General features: G+C 40.3%; 15 protein-coding genes and 1 pseudogene. 7 read left to right on the top strand and 9 right to left on the bottom strand.

Annotation, left to right across the window (positions count from 1 at the left end; genetic code table 11):
- Nucleotides 1-195 precede the first annotated feature (195 nt).
- The 3 genes and pseudogenes from pyrD to ACWIUJ_RS07525 form a co-directional block, all read right to left on the bottom strand.
- Nucleotides 196-1,239, bottom strand: a pseudogene (gene pyrD / locus ACWIUJ_RS07535) (dihydroorotate dehydrogenase (quinone)); the annotation flags it as partial.
- Between the two features lie 58 nt (nt 1,240-1,297).
- Nucleotides 1,298-2,050 (bottom strand): aminoacyl-tRNA hydrolase, encoded by a 753-nt coding sequence (gene pth / locus ACWIUJ_RS07530; RefSeq protein ID WP_454150669.1) that lies wholly within the window; start codon nt 2,048-2,050, stop codon nt 1,298-1,300.
- Between the two features lie 39 nt (nt 2,051-2,089).
- A complete protein-coding gene (locus ACWIUJ_RS07525; RefSeq protein WP_454150667.1) occupies nt 2,090-2,626 on the bottom strand; it encodes a 50S ribosomal protein L25/general stress protein Ctc in 537 nt (178 codons plus the stop codon).
- A gap of 157 nt (nt 2,627-2,783) precedes the next feature.
- Between ACWIUJ_RS07525 and ACWIUJ_RS07520 the strand changes: the two genes are divergently transcribed.
- Both ACWIUJ_RS07520 and ilvN read left to right on the top strand, forming a co-directional pair.
- A complete protein-coding gene (locus ACWIUJ_RS07520; protein ID WP_454170016.1) occupies nt 2,784-4,574 on the top strand; it encodes an acetolactate synthase large subunit in 1,791 nt (596 codons plus the stop codon).
- Nucleotides 4,575-4,577: 3 nt separating this feature from the next.
- Nucleotides 4,578-5,048, top strand: a complete 471-nt coding sequence (ilvN, locus tag ACWIUJ_RS07515; RefSeq protein ID WP_454150663.1) for an acetolactate synthase small subunit — start codon at nt 4,578-4,580, stop codon at nt 5,046-5,048.
- A 1-nt stretch (nt 5,049) separates the two neighbouring features.
- On the opposite strand, the gene ACWIUJ_RS07510 is transcribed toward ilvN, so the two are convergent.
- A complete protein-coding gene (locus ACWIUJ_RS07510) occupies nt 5,050-7,527 on the bottom strand; it encodes a heavy metal translocating P-type ATPase (RefSeq protein WP_454170014.1) in 2,478 nt (825 codons plus the stop codon).
- A 138-nt stretch (nt 7,528-7,665) separates the two neighbouring features.
- On the opposite strand from ACWIUJ_RS07510, the gene ACWIUJ_RS07505 reads away from it, so the two are divergent.
- Together ACWIUJ_RS07505 and ACWIUJ_RS07500 are read left to right on the top strand one after the other, a co-directional pair.
- Nucleotides 7,666-9,354 carry an N-6 DNA methylase gene (locus tag ACWIUJ_RS07505; RefSeq protein WP_454170012.1) on the top strand — a complete coding sequence of 563 codons (1,689 nt, stop codon included), beginning with the start codon at nt 7,666-7,668 and terminating at the stop codon, nt 9,352-9,354.
- Between the two features lie 30 nt (nt 9,355-9,384).
- Nucleotides 9,385-10,116, top strand: coding sequence for a di-trans,poly-cis-decaprenylcistransferase (locus tag ACWIUJ_RS07500; RefSeq protein ID WP_454150658.1), 732 nt, complete (start codon nt 9,385-9,387; stop codon nt 10,114-10,116).
- Nucleotides 10,117-10,119: 3 nt separating this feature from the next.
- Here ACWIUJ_RS07500 and ACWIUJ_RS07495 read toward each other — a convergent pair whose 3' ends face one another.
- The 4 genes from ACWIUJ_RS07495 to ACWIUJ_RS07480 all read right to left on the bottom strand — a co-directional run bounded on the left by ACWIUJ_RS07495 (nt 10,120) and on the right by ACWIUJ_RS07480 (nt 14,346).
- The gene (locus ACWIUJ_RS07495) at nt 10,120-11,004 is read right to left on the bottom strand and encodes a sulfatase-like hydrolase/transferase (protein ID WP_454170011.1); all 885 of its coding nucleotides are present in this window, start codon (nt 11,002-11,004) and stop codon (nt 10,120-10,122) included.
- 2 nt (nt 11,005-11,006) lie between these two features.
- Nucleotides 11,007-11,837 (bottom strand): hypothetical protein, encoded by an 831-nt coding sequence (locus tag ACWIUJ_RS07490; RefSeq protein ID WP_454170009.1) that lies wholly within the window; start codon nt 11,835-11,837, stop codon nt 11,007-11,009.
- A gap of 100 nt (nt 11,838-11,937) precedes the next feature.
- Nucleotides 11,938-12,213, bottom strand: a complete 276-nt coding sequence (locus tag ACWIUJ_RS07485) for a hypothetical protein (RefSeq protein WP_454170007.1) — start codon at nt 12,211-12,213, stop codon at nt 11,938-11,940.
- 33 nt (nt 12,214-12,246) lie between these two features.
- Nucleotides 12,247-14,346 carry an RNA degradosome polyphosphate kinase gene (locus ACWIUJ_RS07480; RefSeq protein ID WP_454150654.1) on the bottom strand — a complete coding sequence of 700 codons (2,100 nt, stop codon included), beginning with the start codon at nt 14,344-14,346 and terminating at the stop codon, nt 12,247-12,249.
- Between the two features lie 182 nt (nt 14,347-14,528).
- Between ACWIUJ_RS07480 and ACWIUJ_RS07475 the strand changes: the two genes are divergently transcribed.
- From ACWIUJ_RS07475 to ACWIUJ_RS07465, 3 genes are all read left to right on the top strand, one after another.
- A complete protein-coding gene (locus tag ACWIUJ_RS07475; protein ID WP_454150653.1) occupies nt 14,529-15,026 on the top strand; it encodes a hypothetical protein in 498 nt (165 codons plus the stop codon).
- Between the two features lie 186 nt (nt 15,027-15,212).
- Nucleotides 15,213-15,899 (top strand): chemotaxis protein, encoded by a 687-nt coding sequence (locus ACWIUJ_RS07470; protein ID WP_454150651.1) that lies wholly within the window; start codon nt 15,213-15,215, stop codon nt 15,897-15,899.
- Nucleotides 15,900-15,917: 18 nt separating this feature from the next.
- Nucleotides 15,918-17,300: a peptidase U32 family protein gene (locus tag ACWIUJ_RS07465; protein ID WP_454170005.1), complete on the top strand. Its 1,383-nt coding sequence runs from the start codon at nt 15,918-15,920 to the stop codon at nt 17,298-17,300.
- Here the strand turns inward: ACWIUJ_RS07465 and ACWIUJ_RS07460 are convergent.
- On the bottom strand, nt 17,278-18,270 hold the full coding sequence (locus ACWIUJ_RS07460) for a glycosyltransferase family 9 protein (RefSeq protein WP_454170003.1): 993 nt from the start codon (nt 18,268-18,270) through the stop codon (nt 17,278-17,280). The genes ACWIUJ_RS07465 and ACWIUJ_RS07460 overlap by 23 nt on opposite strands.
- Nucleotides 18,271-18,285: the final 15 nt, after the last annotated feature.

Genomic DNA, 18,285 nt, shown 5'->3' with positions numbered 1-18,285 from the left:
AGGAGCGCGGGGCTTAGTAGCCACTTTGGTCGTGCTTTTTGTCGAAGTTTGAGAATTAGTCGCTGTTTTTTTGCTTGGTGTGCGTCTTGATACCGCGCGCTTTGTCGTTGTGTGTGTCGTTGTAGCGAGATTAGAATCTGTTGGCTTTTTTACACTTGGCTTTCTTGCACTCGTCTTTGCTCGTGGCTTGCCAGCATCTACGCCTATAACTTCACCAATATGCGAGAATCCATCATTTTGCATTAGGGTTAAAATCCCATCATTAAGTTCTTTAGCAAAACTTGGACCTTGATAAATCAATCCTGTATAAACTTGGAGCAAACTTGCGCCCATTCTCAAGCGCGCGTATGCTTCATTCGCGTCATAGATTCCACCAGAAGCAATAAGTGTCATCTTGCCAAAAAACTCCCTCGCAATGTCTGCAAACACATCATTACAAAGTCCTGCAATAGCTCTACCGCTAATGCCTCCGCTCTCCTTTGCGTTTGGCAAAAGAGAATAATCAACACTTGTATTTGTTGCTATCACGCCACTTGCACCACTTTTACGCGCTGATTCTATAACTTCAAACATATCATCGCGTGGCATATCTGGAGAAATTTTCACATACAGAGGTTTATTTGTGTAATCACGCGCCATTTTAAAAAGATTAGCAATGAACTCCACATTTTGCAAATCGCGCAAATTTGGCGTATTAGGACTTGAAACATTAAACACAAAATAATCTGCCACTTCTATGCACTCTTTAAACGCATTTTCATAATTTTTTACGCTATCACTCTGTGTAATCACTTTGTTTTTTCCTATATTTACTCCAATAGGCAAGGCAAACGGATAGACTTTTTGCAATCGTTTGAGAATCGTTGCAACACCATCATTATTGAATCCCATCGCATTTTGCAAGCTCTCCTCTTGGATAAATCGAAACAATCTTGGTTTAGGATTCCCACTTTGAGCGGTATGTGTAATAGTGCCAACTTCTAAAAACCCAAACCCAAGCGTGCTTAAGCCCTTTATCATATTGGCATTTTTATCAAATCCTGCGCTCAACCCGATTGGATTGCTAAAAGATAGAGAATCTACGCGCTGAGCAAGTCGCTCATCACTTAACACATATTGCGAAGCAAGCAAATCTTGCACTAAAGGCAATGTGGCAATCTGTCGCAAAAAAAACGCACAAAGCGTGTGTGAATTCTCTGGGTCGAGATTAAAGAGCAATGGTCTTATTTTTTCATACATTAACTTTACCTTTTATGAATTAAAGTCTCATTGTATAAAAGTTGTTTAAATAGGACAACTAAAACGCGTGTTTGCTACAATGTGATTGTAAAAATGCCACATCTCCACCAAGCAAAAGCACTCCTAATGCTTGTGCGCAATGGGATAAAAGGGATTGGAGATGGGTTGTTTGGGTTGGGGTAAAAGGACTTAAAACATACGATACAACGCTTTCTTGTTTGCTTTGTGTTTCGCTCGATTCTAGGCTTTGTGCTTGTGGTCTGCCTACGCCCACGCGCATTCTCATATATGCGTTACCAAAATGAGAATCTATGGATTTTAATCCATTGTGCCCGCCACTGCTCCCACCTTGCTTATAGCGCACTGCGCCAAAACCTAAATCAATATCATCGTGGATAACGCACACATTGTTAATTTTATAAAACCTTGTAAATGCCCCCACGCTCTCTCCTGAAGCATTCATAAAGGTTTGTGGTTTGAGCAAAAACACGGACTTTGGCGAGCGCACAAGTGTATCATAAAATTTATCTTGCGCTTGAGATTTTAGACTATGAGAAATGTGTTTCGTAGCTTTAGAATCGAGCTTGCAAATGATGGCGTTGTGTTTTTTATCATCTTGCCACTGCAAGCTGTGGGCTTTGGCAAATTCATCAAGCACCATAAAGCCAATGTTATGGCGCGTGTTTTCATACTTCACGCCCACATTTCCAAGCCCCACGATGAGTAAAGAATCCATACATTGAGAATCTCTAACCTGCTTGTCTTGCGAGGGAGAGCTTTTGAGCTTAGCTTGCAGTTTTTGTAAAAACATTGCTAAGATTTATAGGCTTAGATTCTCTAGCACATACAATTATTTTGCTTTTATTACGCCTACGACCGCTACATCTTGGTTGTCAAGCACTTTGACGCCATCAATAGTCGGTAAATCGCGCACCAATACAGAATCTCCAACATCTAAATCACTTACATCGATTTCATACACATTTGGAAGTGCTTCTGGCGTGCATTTTACGCTTATTCGCTTTGTTGAGACAAGCAACACGCCTTTGTTTTTGAGCCCTTTTGCCGTGCCATTAGGCTTCACAGGGACTTTAAATTTATTAGCAACGCCCTTTTGTGCCACCAACAAATCAATGTGCTTTAAATCATTGGTAACAGGGTCTTTTTGATACTCCTGCACGACAACATCATAACTCTTTGCGCCCACTTTCACGGGGAAAATCAGTGTGCTCTTAGTTTTCATTGTCTTAATGAACTCATTAACCTTAAATGCGCAATGAATGTTGCTAATGCCCTTTGCATAAATATTGGCAATTAGATAACCATCATTCCGCAAAGCCTTTGTGCTGGCTTTAGAAATACTCTCTCTAATGATACCTTCTAGCATTGTCTTCTCCTAAATGTAATTGTAAGGTCGAAATTGTAGCAAAAATTGGGCTAGATTATTTAAAATTACCATTTTTTACTACAAAATTACAAGTTGATTGCTACAATAAGGCTTTTTTTTGCTAAATAAACACGACAAATTACAAATGGAGAAAATGATGAAAAAACTTACAGGCGCGCAAATGCTTATAGAATCTTTGGCACTAGAAAATGTCAAAATCATCTTTGGCTATCCGGGTGGTGCGGTGCTGTATATTTATGATGAGATTTACAAACAACAACACTTCCACCACATATTGGTGCGACACGAACAAGCCGCTATCCACGCCGCCGATGGCTATGCTCGTGCCAGCGGAGAAGTGGGTGTGGCGATTATTACTTCGGGTCCGGGATTTACTAATGCTGTTACAGGAATTGCTACGGCATATATGGATTCTATCCCGCTTGTCATCATTAGCGGACAAGTTCCTGTGAGCCAAATTGGCACAGATGCTTTCCAAGAAATTGACGCAGTGGGAATCTCACGCCCCTGCACCAAGCATAACTACCTAGTCAAAGACATTAAAGACTTCCCTAGAATTTTAAAAGAAGCATTTTATATTGCTAAAAGTGGGCGTCCCGGACCTGTGCTTATCGATGTGCCAAAGGATATCAGCAGGAGTGTTGGGGAATTTATCTACCCAGATTGTATTGATTTGCGCACTTATAAACCTACGCTAAGGGGAAATTCACGCCAAATCAAAAAACTCGCCAATGCTATTGCTAATGCCAAAAAACCTCTTTTTTACATCGGTGGTGGAGCGATTTTAGGTGGAGCGAGTCAAAAAGTCCGAGAACTCGTGCAAAAGACACAGATTCCCGCCGTTGAGACACTTATGGCAAGAGGTTGTTTGGAATCTAGTAATCCATTTTTATTAGGAATGGTAGGAATGCACGGCACTTACGCAGCAAATATCGCAATGAGCGAATGCGATTTGCTAATTTGTCTTGGCGCACGCTTTGATGACCGCGTAACAGGCAAACTTAGCACCTTTGCCAAAAATGCCAAAATCGCGCATATTGACATTGACCCAAGCTCCATTGGCAAGATTGTGGGCGTGGATTATCCAATCGTAGGCGATGTGGGAAATGTCGCAGAGGAGCTTTTAGCAGAAATATTTTCTAAAGATTCTACAAATGCAGAATCTACGCGTTATGAGCCAAGCAAAATTGATGCGTGGAATGAAAAACTCCAACTCTGCGGGCAAGAGCATCCACTTGATTATGATGATAGCGATGAAGTGATTAAGCCCCAATGGGTCATTGAAATGCTTGGCAAGGAATTTGGGGCAAACGCGCTTATCGCCACTGATGTAGGACAGCATCAAATGTGGGCGGCACAATTTTATCCCTTTAGTTTTCCCCGACAATTTATCACTAGCGGAGGATTAGGGACGATGGGATTTGGTTTGCCAGCGGCTATGGGTGCGTATTGCGCACTCATTAGAGAATGTGTAGATTCAAGTGGTGGCAGGAATGAAATCGCATTCAAAAAAAATCCCACACTACCAAAAGAAGTTATCATCAACATTACAGGCGATGGAAGCATTTTAATGAATATCCAAGAGCTAATGACTTGCGTGCAATCTCAAATCCCTGTGATAAATATCATTTTAAACAACAACTACTTAGGAATGGTGCGCCAATGGCAGAGTTTCTTTCACGATGAGCATTTTTCACATACGGATTTAACTCTACAACCTGATTTTATTAAACTCATAGAATCTTTTGGTGGGTTTGGAGAGCGTGTGAGTGAAAAAGGTGAGTTTTTGCTAGCTTTGCGCCGTTGTGTAGATTCTAAAAAAGTGAGTTTTTTAGAAGTGCTCATCGATAGAAACGAAGATGTTTTACCAATGGTGCCAACGGGTGGTTCGCTTAATGAAATGCTTGTGTTTAAGAAAAAAGGATAGAAAATGGAATGCAAAAAAACAATTTGTGTAACCGTCATCAACGAACATAGCGTATTAGCGCGTGTATCTGGGCTTTTTGCTGGGAGAGGCTACAATATAGAATCGCTTAGTGTCGCACCTGTGCCAAATAGTGAGCTTTCTTACATTACCATTACGACAAATGGCAACTTAAAGGTTTTTGAACAAATTGTCAAACAACTCCATAAGTTAATCCCTGTTTTAAGCGTGGTAGAAAGCGAACAAGTCTTGCAAAGGGAAATGGCTCTTGTGAAGATTCCCACCAAACAGCCATTAAGTGAGATTGAAGCACTTGCTCGAGCTTATAATGGAATCATCGCCGAAGTGAATGAAAAATACATCATCATAAGCGCGAATGATACTCCTGAACGCATTGATAGCTTTTTAAAGGCGGTGGAAATCTTTAAACCCAAAGAAATGATACGAAGTGGCGCAGTCGCCATAGAACGCACATAGACTACGCGCGTTTAATGCGCAGTGAATTAAGCACTACAAGAATCGAGCTAAAACTCATTGAGAGTGCAGCAAAAAGCGGGATAATCAACCCACAAAGCGCGATTGGTATGGTAAGTGCGTTATAACAAATGCTTATGATGATATTTTGCTTGATTGTGCCAAAAGTCTTTTTAGCAAGGATAAAGGCATCTTTGAGGGATTTTAGACTATCATCTAAAATCACCACATCACTGCTTAAAATCGCCATATCACTCCCAGCCCCCATAGAAATAGCAATATCACTCTTGCTAAGTGCCAACGCGTCATTTATCCCATCACCAACCATAACGACAACCTCTCCACTTTGGCGCAAAGATTCTACAAACGCGCCTTTTTGCAAAGGCGATTGTGTGGCATAAAATTCCTCTATCCCAGCCATTGATGCGATTTTTTCTACACTTTGCTCTCTATCACCACTTAGCAACGCCACACGCACATTTTGCTCGCGTAAATAAGTAATAAGAGCATTTGCTCCCTCTTTGAGAGAATCTTCTAACTCATAAATTGCGACAAGTTTGTTATTTAAAGCAAAGCCAAAAATCATACCTTCGCCTAAGGCAATTTGGGGAATCTCCACATTTTGCTCGCGCAAAAATGTCAAACTTCCACCATATATCTTTCCCCCTTCATAAAATCCTTCAATGCCTTGAGAATCAACTTGTTTAAAATCGCTAATATAAAGCTTTTTGGTGGTTTTGGCATTGGGGAAAGAGTGTTGTAAAAATTCCACGATACTTTTTGAAATGGGATGCTTGCTAAAACTCACCAAAGAATACAAAATAAGCCAATGTTGAGAATCTAGACACGATTTATCCTCTTTGATAAGCACACCTTGTCCGTGCTTATGAGAAAACAAATGTTGTTTTCTCACCTTTGGCTTGCCTTGTGTGAGTGTGCCTGTTTTATCAAACACCACAACACTTGCCTTTGCAAGCGTTTCTAAAAAACTCGCCTGCTTAAAAATGATATTTTTTGTATAGCTTTGTGCAATCCCAACAATCGTAGCAATAGGCGTAGCAAGCGCAAGGGCACAAGGACAGGCAATAATGATGACTGAAATAGCGATAATAAGAGAATGCTCAATATCTAACCCACCACCAAAATGCCAACCAAGAAAACACAAAAGGGCAATGGTTAAAATAGTGCGCGAAAAATTTTGACTAATGCTATTAGCGAGATTTTGTATATGTGGGCGGTGTATGAGGCTCTCTTCTACAAGTTGTAAAACTTTGCTCATAAGGCTTTCTTTAAAGGTTTTTGTTGTGGAGTAGAGAATCTTTTGATTTACTGCTACAAATCCGCTAAAAATCTCCTCTCCCTTGAGCTTTTGGGCTGGCATACTCTCGCCATTGATTGCCTTTGTATCAAATAGTCCATTTGTGCTTTGCAAGATTCCATCAATGGCGATTTTTTCTCCGGGCAAAACCAAAATACACTCCCCAACTTGCACTTCCTCTGGCTTTTTGATACAAATGTTGCTCTCATCGCCATTTTCACACACATTCACACTTTGAGGCAAAAACGCATTAAGCGCATCAAGGCTTTCGCCCGCACTTTTTTTACTCCGCACTTCAAGGAACTTACCAATAAGCACAAAGGTAATAATCATACTAACAGATTCAAAATATGTCTCCCCGCTATGTGTAATCGCCGCATAAATAGAATAACAAAAAGTAAGGCTAGAGCCCACACTCACTAATAAATCCATTCCTACAAAGCCATTTTTAAGCCCATAATACGCCCCACGATAAAATACAAAACCTGAATAAAAAAGCGCGATTGAACAGAGTAAAAATGAAGCGATATTTAAAATATCACTCGCTTCACGCGAAATCCCCGAAAAATATCCACTCCACTGCGCCACCGCCACCCACATAATATTCATCGTGCAAAAAAGTGCGACAATCACGCGAATATAATATTCTTTAGTCTGTTGTTTGTCCCTGCTTTCTTGGAGTTTTGGGTCATAAGCAAACGCATTATAACCAATAGAGCGAATGAGTTTAATGATTTGTGATAGCTTGATTTGTTTGCTATCCCACACAAGCAAAAGTCGATTGTTAGTGTAATTGACGCTCGCACTTTTAATGCCCTTTTGTGTGTTTAAAATCTTTTCATTAAGCCATACACACGCCGCACAATGAATATCAGTAAGAATGAGCGAGCACGCACTAAAGCCCCCTTGAGCGTCTCTAATATATGTATCTTTAAATGCGCCCGAATCAAAAAAGGCTAAATCTTGCTCCACATCTTGGCTTGGTGGCTTGAGCGTTGTTTCACCTCTTTTTTCATAAAAGCTTTGCAAATTTGCCTTTTGCAGTAAGAAATACACGCCCTCACAGCCATTGCAACAAAAATATAACACTTCACCATTTTCCAACAAAACTTCTTTAAGTGCGCTTTTTTTATATTGCAGATGACAATGGCTACATCGCTCCACTTTAATTCCTCGCCCTAGTGTAATTTTTGTGCGATTATACAATAACCAAACCCCGCTTTCTTTAAAGAAGCGAAACAAAAAGTAAAAAGTTTTTGCTAAAATTAACCTTTGATAATAAATTTTTTGGAGCAAGTTATATTGGAAAAACTCTTACAATGCTTTGAATACATTAAACGCTACCACATTGATATGCTTGATTCTATCAGCATAATGCTTGAGCTTTTTATCATAAAAAACTCCTACAATGATGTGTTAGAAAACCTCATCGACTTAGGCAATAAGCGCAAGCAAATATCGCTAGATTCTGTGCTTAGTGAGATTTTTGGGAAAGATTTTACCCGCATAAACCCAAGTCTTAATGCCTTAAAGATTTTAAAAACCATAAAAAACGCTGACACCACCCTTTCAAGTATCGAAGAGTTTTTACACATTATCACGCAAAAAAAGACTGCCAACAAGCTCTTTTATTATTCTACACCGCTTGAAGTCAATGAATTGCTCGTGCGACTGCTTGATATTCAATCAAATGAAAGTGTATATAATCCGTGTTATGGCATTGGTTCGTTGTTTTTGATGATTTCTCAAATCGTGCGGTGTAAAAATAAAAAAGCCACAATCGCTCTTTTTGGCGAGGAGCTAGATTCCCACTTGGCAAAGGTCGCTAGACTCACTTGCAAGCTCGCCCAAATCGACTTTAGCAACCTTATTATTAACGACATTTTAAAGGCACAATTTTTTAATCAAAAGTTTGATAAAATTATTTGCAATCCGCCATTTTCTGCGCACATTGGCGTGCAGTATTTAAAAAACGACAAACGATTTAGCAACCACCCATACAATGTAGTGGGTGGATTGATAAAAACTTACCCTGAATGGGCGTTTTTAATCCATTCACTTTTTTATCTCAAAAAGCGCGGTGTATTTATTTTACGCACATTGGCGTTACAAAAGCTAAGCCTTGAAAGCGAACTTATGAAAAGATTGCACAAAGAGCGGTTGATTGAAGCAATCATCGAACTTCCTAAAAATATTTTTCCCTATCAAAGTGGCGATTTTTGCATTCTTGTGCTCTCTCCAAACAACAAACATATTTTAAACATTGATGCTAAAAGCGAGTCGTTTTGGAAAAAAGATGGCAAATACAATCGCCTCATCAATCTTGATTCTCTTTTAGAATCTTTTTTCAAGCGCAAGAATAACGACTTTTGCTTTTTGCTTCCCTATACGCAAGCCACGCATTACAGCCTACCCATTTCACCAAAAGACCTCCTTGCCAAAAAATCACTAAGTAGAGGCAAAAGCCTCCAAGCACTCGATGTAAATATATTTCGCGGGCAACGCGTATATGGTGGCAAAAGCGATACAAAGGTGCAATACTTTGATGTGGGATTGGCAGATTTTAGCGAATATGGATTTAGCGAGAATCTCCTCTCAAAAAGACACTTTGGCGATAAGGCAAAGATTAAAAAATACGCGCTAAAACCCTTTGATATTTGTTTATCATTGCGTGGAAATACCCCAAAAGTAACGATATTTTCACAAAATATCGCTCAAAAGCTCGCTGTGGCAAATGCTGGTATCGTCATCGTCCGGTGTAAAAACAAAAGTGAAGCCATTGGGCTATATTGTTATTTTTACTCACAAGCAGGACAAAAAGACTTAAGCACACTGTATGAAAGCCACAGCAAAACCATTGATATACAATCTCTTAAAAATCTGCGCATTCCACCAGATTTTCAAAAACAATCCGAGCAAAAGTTTCAAGCAATTTGTGATTTGGCAAACAAACTTGAACTCACGCGTCAAGCATTAGAAAAATTGCGCTAGATTCCAAATAAGAACTTATATGGGGACACGATGACACAACAACACTTAAAGCATCTCGCTATCATAATGGATGGCAATGGTAGGTGGGCGAAAAATCGCAACAAAACGCGCACTTATGGGCATAAAATGGGAGCAAAAGTCGTGCGTGAAATCACAAAATACTGCGCTAAGGCACACATTAGCTATCTCACGCTTTATGCCTTTTCTACCGAAAATTGGTTACGCCCCAAACAAGAAGTAGAATTTTTAATGAAACTCTTAGAGCAATATTTGCAAAGTGAGCGCAAAACTTATGAGAAACATAATATTTGTTTTAAGGTTATTGGGGATATAAGTGTCTTTTCACCAAAACTCCAAAAGCTCATCACAAAAATGCAACAATCTACCGCCAAAAACACAGGATTAACGCAATTTCTCGCACTCAATTATGGTGCGAAAAACGAAATCGCTCGTGCAGTGTTAAACTTGCAAAAATGTGATATTTTCACTCAAATACGCAATCTCTCGCACACAAAGGCAGTAGAATACACCACCAACCACATTCAAAACGCCCTTGATACTAAAGAAGCAAGCGAGGTGGATTTGCTTATCCGCACAGGAGGAGAAATGCGCTTATCAAACTTCTTACTTTGGCAGTGTGCGTATGCAGAGCTCTTTTTCACTCCCACGCTGTGGCCAGACTTTAGTGCTAAGGAATTAGAATCTATCATTAAACAATTTCATAAGCGTGTGCGAAAATTTGGTGGTTTAACAGATTGTTAGCTTTTATTTATCTCCCACACGATAGTTGATTTGCGCTCTATTTAGCGCGTTGTATCGCTCCATAAAGTCCGCTTTTTCCTGCGATAATGCGACAGATTCGCCACTCATTACAAATTCGCCGTTTTGCAATGTGTATGTGTAGCCCATTTTTGCGCCATTTGGGTAGATTCCAAACTCATCAATCCATAATGCGCCGTTGATTGCGAAATTATAGCGCGAATCTGCATTACTATCAAAGAGATTGCGCCCACCCAGCGTTAAAAAATCATAGTCATTCAAACTCAACGCATACAGCGTGGGGAAAATATCCTTGTGCGAACCGAGTTTATCGCGCTCAAACGCAAATCCCTTAAAATCGCCCGTGTAGCGCGGTGGGATATACATATACAGCGGGACGGAGTGTTCTAGTGCGAGATTTTGCGAAGCTTTTAAATCGCGCAATTTATGGTCGCCACTCCCAGCGATAATAGTCGAATCTTTTAAGCGCGAATCCGCCTTAATCACGCCCACAAAGTCGCCAAACGCATTGCTTGAGTATGCAAAGGCATTCACAGCTTCACGGTTTTTAGCAATATTGTCATTGTTAAAATACTCACGCAACGACTCTATATTACAATGCGGTAGCGTAAAATGCGTGGGAATCTTATATGGCGGGTGATTTGAAATCGTTAGCATTGCGATAAATGTGGGCTTTGTGGCATTTTGCAAAATTTCAAGCGCAAGTTTGAAAGCGTATTCATCAGGCACTCCATAATCGCTCTCAAACTCTGCACTTTGGGGATAAAGGCGTATTAGCTCATTTTTATCAAAAACTTTATCTGCGCCCTGCGTGATGATATAATCGCCTAAATTATGCCACGAGCGGTTGCCCGAAGTGATAAAAACCACTTCTACCCCGCGCGTTTGTAAATATCAAAGGGGGTGAGCGCGATTTTGCGATTTTTTACGCTACTTACGCTAATCGTAGCACTTGGCGAATTGAAAAACAGCTCCGCGAAACTTGCCGCAGTCCCATTTTGCGCGGATAAAAACGCACGAAATGTAAAATCGCTTTGATTTTTGTGTGGAATCTTGCCAGATTCAAAATGCGCTCTAAAACTCCCTAGCAAATCGCAATTTGGCGAATCTAACAGCGACAATGCGTTATTGCCAAAGCTCTCCATTAGCACGGCTACGATATGTGGGGGATTTTTGATAGATTGTTGCGAATTGTGCGCAAAAATGGGGAAAAGTTCGGCTTCTAATTTACGCAAATCCTCCACATTTATAGGCGCGAATTTATCTTGATTTTGATAGTTGCCAAGTGCCCAAACAAACGCCATTATGGGATTTATAGCGATATGATTAAGCAGTGGATTTGTGCTAAAATTTGCTTCGTTTTCTTTTAGCGGAAATGTCCCCACAGAGCCACGAATCCCCAAAAATATCACACCCAAAAGCAAAAGATTCGCGGTAAAAATAAATGCGATTCGTGCGAATCGTGGGAGTTTTGCAAATGTAGTGTGGCTTAAAAAGCGTGTGAATCGCGCTAAATTCGCACCCAAAATAATTTTTGCAACTTTATAGCACACAACGCTAAAAATCACACTTGCCAAAATCACGCGAATTAGCGGATAATCATTAAAAATTATGCCTAAAATTGTCGCTGTCTCATCGTCCTTTAGCCCGAAAATAAACGCGTCAATTTTGGTGTGATAAGTGGCAAAATAATAAAAATTCACAAACGCGCTCAATGCCACGATAAAGGCACAAAGTGCGGTTAAGATTAGTGTAAATTTGGGGATAAATGTAGCGAGATTCGCACAAAGGACGCGCGCCGCGCTACTCTCTCTCTCTCTCTCGTGCTCCCACCGCTTTACAAAGGCTCATAATATAACCCAAAAGCACCACTAGCGCGGCAAATATGCAAACCACGCGCATATCAAATCGCGCCCCCATAATAAACATTTGCGCAAACTCCGCGCTCAAAAGATTCGCGCCATCAATGTTGCTTTGCACCATAAAAACACGCATAAGCACATACGCCACGCCAAAAATCGCGCTTAGCACAAAGGCAAGGGCGATGAAATTTTTTATGCGATATTTGTAAAAAAGCACACGCAAATCCTCTCAATCCTTAGGTAAAAGCCCTTAAGACTCGCCCATCATTCGCTTGACAAGTTTTTTTGCCTTTGTGGCGTGAGTGGCTTTATTTGCCTCATTATAGAGCATTGTTGTCATTTCTTCAAACACAATTTGCGAGCTTAGAGGTTTTTGGTTAGAGAGAGGGCTTAACTTTTTATACTCGCCATTGCTTTGTAGCTCGTGCATTTGGACATTATCTTTGAGTTGGATATTAAGAATCTCAAGGAGCTTTTCGCTCATTTCTGCGTTAATACTTGGGGTTAAAATCTCAATCCTACGCTCCAAATTGCGTGGCATAATGTCCGCCGAAGCAAAGTAAATAGGCGTTTTCGCATTTTTGAAATAATAGATTCTCGCGTGCTCTAAATATTTCCCAATGATAGAAAATACGCGGATATTCTCACTCACACCTTTCACGCCCGGTCGCAGACAGCAAATCCCACGCACAATCAAATCAATTTTCACACCAGCTTGAGATGCCTTATACAGCGCGCGTATCACATCAATATCCACGAAAGCATTCGCTTTCATTATGATTCGCCCCTGCTCTTTTTTAGCACATTCGCCCTCGATAAGCGAGAGAATCTCGCTCTTTATCTGTGTGGGAGCGATTTTAAGCTTGCCTAGCATTGTCTTATGTGAGCTCCCTGTGGAGAGTGAGTGGAAGAGCTTCACCGCATCAGCGACAAACTCTTTTTGCGCACTCATCAATGACAAATCGGTGTAAATCTTTGCCGTGCTGGGGTTATAGTTTCCTGTGCTTAAATGGACATACTCTTTAAGGTTGTTACCAAGTTTTTTAATCACTAAAGCGATTTTAGCGTGCACCTTTAGCCCCGAGATTCCATAAATCACATGTGCGCCAGCGGCTTCTAGTCGCTTTGCCCAATGCAAGTTATTCTCTTCATCAAACCGTGCCTTAAGCTCCACTAATGCCGTTACTTGTTTGTTGTTTTCGGCGGCTTCGATGAGGGCTTGCACGATTGGCGAGTTTTTCCCCACGCGATAAAGCGTCATTTTAATGCTCAGCACATCTGGGTCTTTGGCGGCACTTTGGATAAAGCGCACCACAGAATCAAAGCTCTCATAAGGGTGAAACATAAGCACACTATGATTATCCAATGTGGAAAAAATATCGCTGTTATTGCCAAGTGGGGGGAGAATCTTTGGATTAAAAGGTGGGGTAGTCAAATGTGCATACGCTTTTGAGCCGACAATTTGCCACAATCCGCTAAGGTTAATCAAAAAAGTGGTATTGTAGATGTAAGTGTCCTCTTTATCCACTTTTACGCTATCAAAAACAAATTTTTGCAAATCCTCTTCACTTTTGCCAATCTCTAAGCGAACCATCTCGCCCTTGCGCCGTGTCTTAATGCTCTCGCTCATAATTTGGAAAAAGTCATCTGCCTCCTCCTCTTCAATCTCCATATCTGCATTACGAGTAACGCGAAATGGTGTATAGGTGAGCACTTCATACCCGCTAAAAAATTCCTCAGCAAAGCTCCCCACAATATCCTCAATAGGGATAAAAATGCCACTCTCAATCTCAAAAAACCGTGGCAAAACGCGCGGGATTCTGATAATGCCGTATTTAAAGGTTTTTTCTCCGCTTTTTAACTTCAATGCAATGGCAAAGGAAAGATTGTTTAAATGCGGAAATGGGTGTGTGGAATCCACAAGCACAGGCACAATCACAGGATATAAATAATTTGTAAAATACTCCTTTAGCACCTTTTTATCGCTTGCATTAAGCTCGCTAATGGATTTAATGTGGAGATTCTCTGCATTCAACCCCTTTTTGATGTCGGCAAAAATCTTTTCCACCACATTTTGCTGTGTATGCAAATATTTGCGAATATGGGTAAGTTGCTGTAATGGCGTTAGCTTATCTGCACCCACTTCTGTAACACCACTCGCATACAATCGCTTAAGCCCAGCCACGCGTATCATATAAAATTCATCTAAATTCGTCCCATAGATAGCAATAAATTTTAATTGCTCCAAAAGCGGAATGTTTGGATTTTTAGCCTCATCAAGCACGCGTGTATTAAACCTCAACCACGAAAGTTCGCGGTTAAAATACATCTTAGAATCTGTAATTGTCATTTGCAACCTCCTTAAAGTAAATTCCAAAATTGTAGCAAAAATCACATTTTAAAATAATAATAAATGGCTTTTATGCTATCATTTTGGCGATTTTTATCCAAAATTTACACCCCTAATCTTTCGTTATTTAAGGGTAAGTAAAATTGCAAGATAAAAACAATCCTAAAATCTAAGGAGATAGTATGAAAAAGCTTCTTTTGGCAATGTTTTTAAGCGTTACTTCGGCATTTAGTGCAAGTCTTGGTGTGCTTGAAGTAAGCCCTGAAATCGGACTCAGTGGTGGCAAAATATCAAGCAATGGATATAACCCAAACAATTATGGCGCATACGCGAGAATCTGGCTTGGCACATTTGGTTTTGTGGTCGCTCCTCAGGCAAAAATTGATTTTTATTCACAAAAATACGGCGGAGATTCTGTAAATAATGGGCAATATGGCGCGTCTATTGGCACAAATTTTGGGCTTGGTGTGCGATTGACACCTTATGTCGGAGCAAACTATTCAAGTTTCAATAAAGTTTTTAGCGATACTTGGGCACTTAATGCTGGGTTAAAAGTAAAATTCCCCGTGCTTCCTTTGGCACTAAGTTTCCAATACACTTATCAAAACCCAGAGTTAGTAGGCACAAGCACCACTCACACAATGCACAATGTGCAATTTTTGTTAGGGTTGCATTTTTAATCTTTAGGGCTCTCTTAAGCCCAAAGATTAAAACATTACAAAATGATATTTTTGGACTCTCACATACATTTACACTTTGATAATGTTATGTCTTATAAATGTGAGTTTTGCGTAAAAATGTGGCATTTTCACCAAAAGCTACCAAAACATAGCTATAATAGTGGCAAATTTTTGCAAGGCTAAGCAATGACACAAGAAGAATTAGACGCATTGATGGATGGTGATAATATCCAAGAAAGTATTGATGGTGGTGAAGATTCTGGTGATTCAAAAGAATGCGAAACGGGAGAATGTATCACAGAAGATAATTATCGCGTAGAAGCAGATAGGCAATGGCCCCCACCTCCACCAAATGATGACCACAAAGTCGTCCATCAACTCGATGATGTAACCAAAGATTCTGAAATCAAGGGCACACAGATTTTTGACCAGCTAGAGATTATGAGTTCGTGCTCTGATGACATAAGCAAAAAAAACAAACAATTAAAAGCCTTTTTAGATTCCCAAGAAGAGATATTTAGCAAGCTATGCACGAATTTCCCACATATCAAAACCTTTCAAAATGCCCTTGAAGAAGTAAAAAAAATAAATGCACTTAGCGATGAAATCAAACAATCGTGCAATAGCATTAGCGATGCTTCGATGCAAGCGATGGATTTGATGCAATTCCAAGATATTCATCGTCAAAAGATTGAGCGCGTTATCAATGTGATGCGTGCTTTGGCACAATATATGAACTCTTTATTTGAGAGCAAAATCGATGATAGCAAGCGAGTGAGCTCAGCGGTGTATATCGCAGGTGATGATAAAGATGATGTCGCCGATGACAATGAAATTGAGGCACTCATCGCCTCCTTTGGTAAAAAACAATAACTCTATCTTTGAGATTCTATGCGCGCACATTCCCCTTTTACTCAAGTTGCTAAAAATACAAACCAAACAAGCACAAAAGTCGAGTTGCTCTCTCCTGCTGGAAATTTCCAAAAACTAAAAATCGCCCTAGCTTATGGTGCTGATGCTGTATATGGGGGAGTAAGTCATTTTTCGTTGCGGGCGCGAAGCGGCAAGGAATTTGATATGGAAAGTTTCGCGCAAGCTATTGATTACACACACCAAAGAGGGAAAAAAATTTATGTAACTATCAATGGATTCCCCTTTAACGCTCAACTTAAACTCTTAGAATCTCACATCGCCAAAATGGCAGAACTCAAACCCGATGCCTTTATCATCGCTGCACCGGGTGTGGTGAGGCTCTCCAAACAAGTCGCCCCACAAATCCCTATCCACCTTTCCACGCAGGCAAATGTGCTAAATGTGCTCGATGCGCAAGTATTTTATGATTTGGGAGTGAAGCGCATTGTAGCGGCGCGTGAGCTAAGTTTAAAAGACGCTATGGAGATTAAAAAAGCCCTGCCAAACTTAGAATTAGAAATGTTTATACACGGCAGTATGTGCTTTGCATTTTCTGGGCGATGTCTCATCTCTGCCCTGCAAAACGGGCGCGTCCCCAATCGTGGAAGTTGCGCCAATGACTGTCGCTTTGATTATGAATATTTTGTAAAAAATAAAGCAAATGATGAATTAGTGGCATTTGACACAAACGAACTTTATGTAAAAAATCCTGATAATGGCGTAATGATGAGGGTGCAAGAAGAACAGGGTGTGGGGGCGCATATCTTTAATGCTAAGGATTTAAATCTCGCTAGCCATATCAAAGAAATCCTAGATTCTGGGGCGATTAGTGCGTTTAAGATTGAAGGGCGCACGAAATCGCTGTATTACGCAGCAATCACCGCACGCACCTATCGCAAGGCAATCGATGATTACGAGCACGGAATCAACGATACAAAATTCTATCAAAGCGAGCTCCACACGCTTAAAAATCGTGGATTTACCGATGGCTATATCATTCATAGACCATACCAGCGCACCGATACGCAAAACCACGCTACTGCGCTAAGCGAGGGAAGCTATCAAGTCAATGCTATTGTCGATGAGAGCGGGACTAAAGCATTGTGTAAATTTAGCATTTATCCAAATGAGCCAAAACAAATCATTGCGCCACTTGGTAGTGAGATTGAGTGTGTGAAAAATGAAATTGGTGAGATTTTTATGCGTGATGATGCGTATTACTTGCGTCTTTTTGTCATTCGCTTAGAAAATGGCAAAGAGTTGGATTCTATCCATAGTGGCAACACCAATTATTTCTTGCTTCCAGCGAAGTTACCAAGTTTTTGTATTTTGCGCCAAGTTATTGAGAGCTCGATTCTATAAGCATTGGAATCTGTGCTCGTGCGTAATCAAGCAATGCCTCTTTATACAGCAAGTCATTATGCTCGCCAGAGATTGGCATTATAAATTGTGCGAATTTCCCACCATAAGTGCCACCACGCCACTTTTTTGCCATTTTTGGTGTAGAGATTCCAAGTGTGGGAATCCTCAAATTATCTGCAATATGCACATTTCCTGTATCGATGCTAATAAGTGCGCTAAATCGCTCCGTAATTGCCACGAGATTAAGCAAATCCGCATTATTCGCAAAAATCGCTATATTTGGTATATCAAAAGATTTAAGTTTATGGGGGGGGGCAGTTAAAATAATGAAATTGCACGCGCGAAATTCCTGCGCTATGGTTTGTATAATTTCACGCCAAGTCTGCAAGCTAAAATAACAAATCCCACCCGAACCAAAAAAATTTATGCCAATGATTGGGCGATTTTTATCGCTAAAATGCGTTGTGTTTGAATCAAAAAACCCACGCACAAAATTGCTATTTTGCGCTGCAATCTTTAGTCTTGCATTGCTAAAATCTATATTTTTTATGCCATTATCAAATGCGCGCTTATCCACCAAACGCACAAGACGCAGGAGATTCTCACTTTCAGTGCGGAGGTTAGTGAAAAAATTAAAATCTATTATAAAGCGCGGAGAAAACAGACAATGCAAATGTGCTTGAACGATTATTTTGCACGCATTGGTGGCTTTTGCAAAGGCGATATTTACGCTAGTGCGATGCGTAATGATAAAATAATCAATACAATCTATCGTGCTAAGTGCATTTGGATTAGAATCTAAGTTTAGCAAGGTGTCTATAAATGGCAAGTGTGCGTAAAGATTCTCTCCAATGCCATTTGTCGCAACGACTAAACGCGATTGTGGAAAGAGACATTTAAGCGCGTAAAATGCCCTAATCGCTACGACATTATCACCTACTCTATTTGCACGATGGATAACAATCGTCATCTCCTTGCCTTTGCT

This window comes from Helicobacter sp. 23-1046 (assembly GCF_053654635.1).
This window is presented reverse-complemented; position numbering and strand designations above follow the sequence as displayed.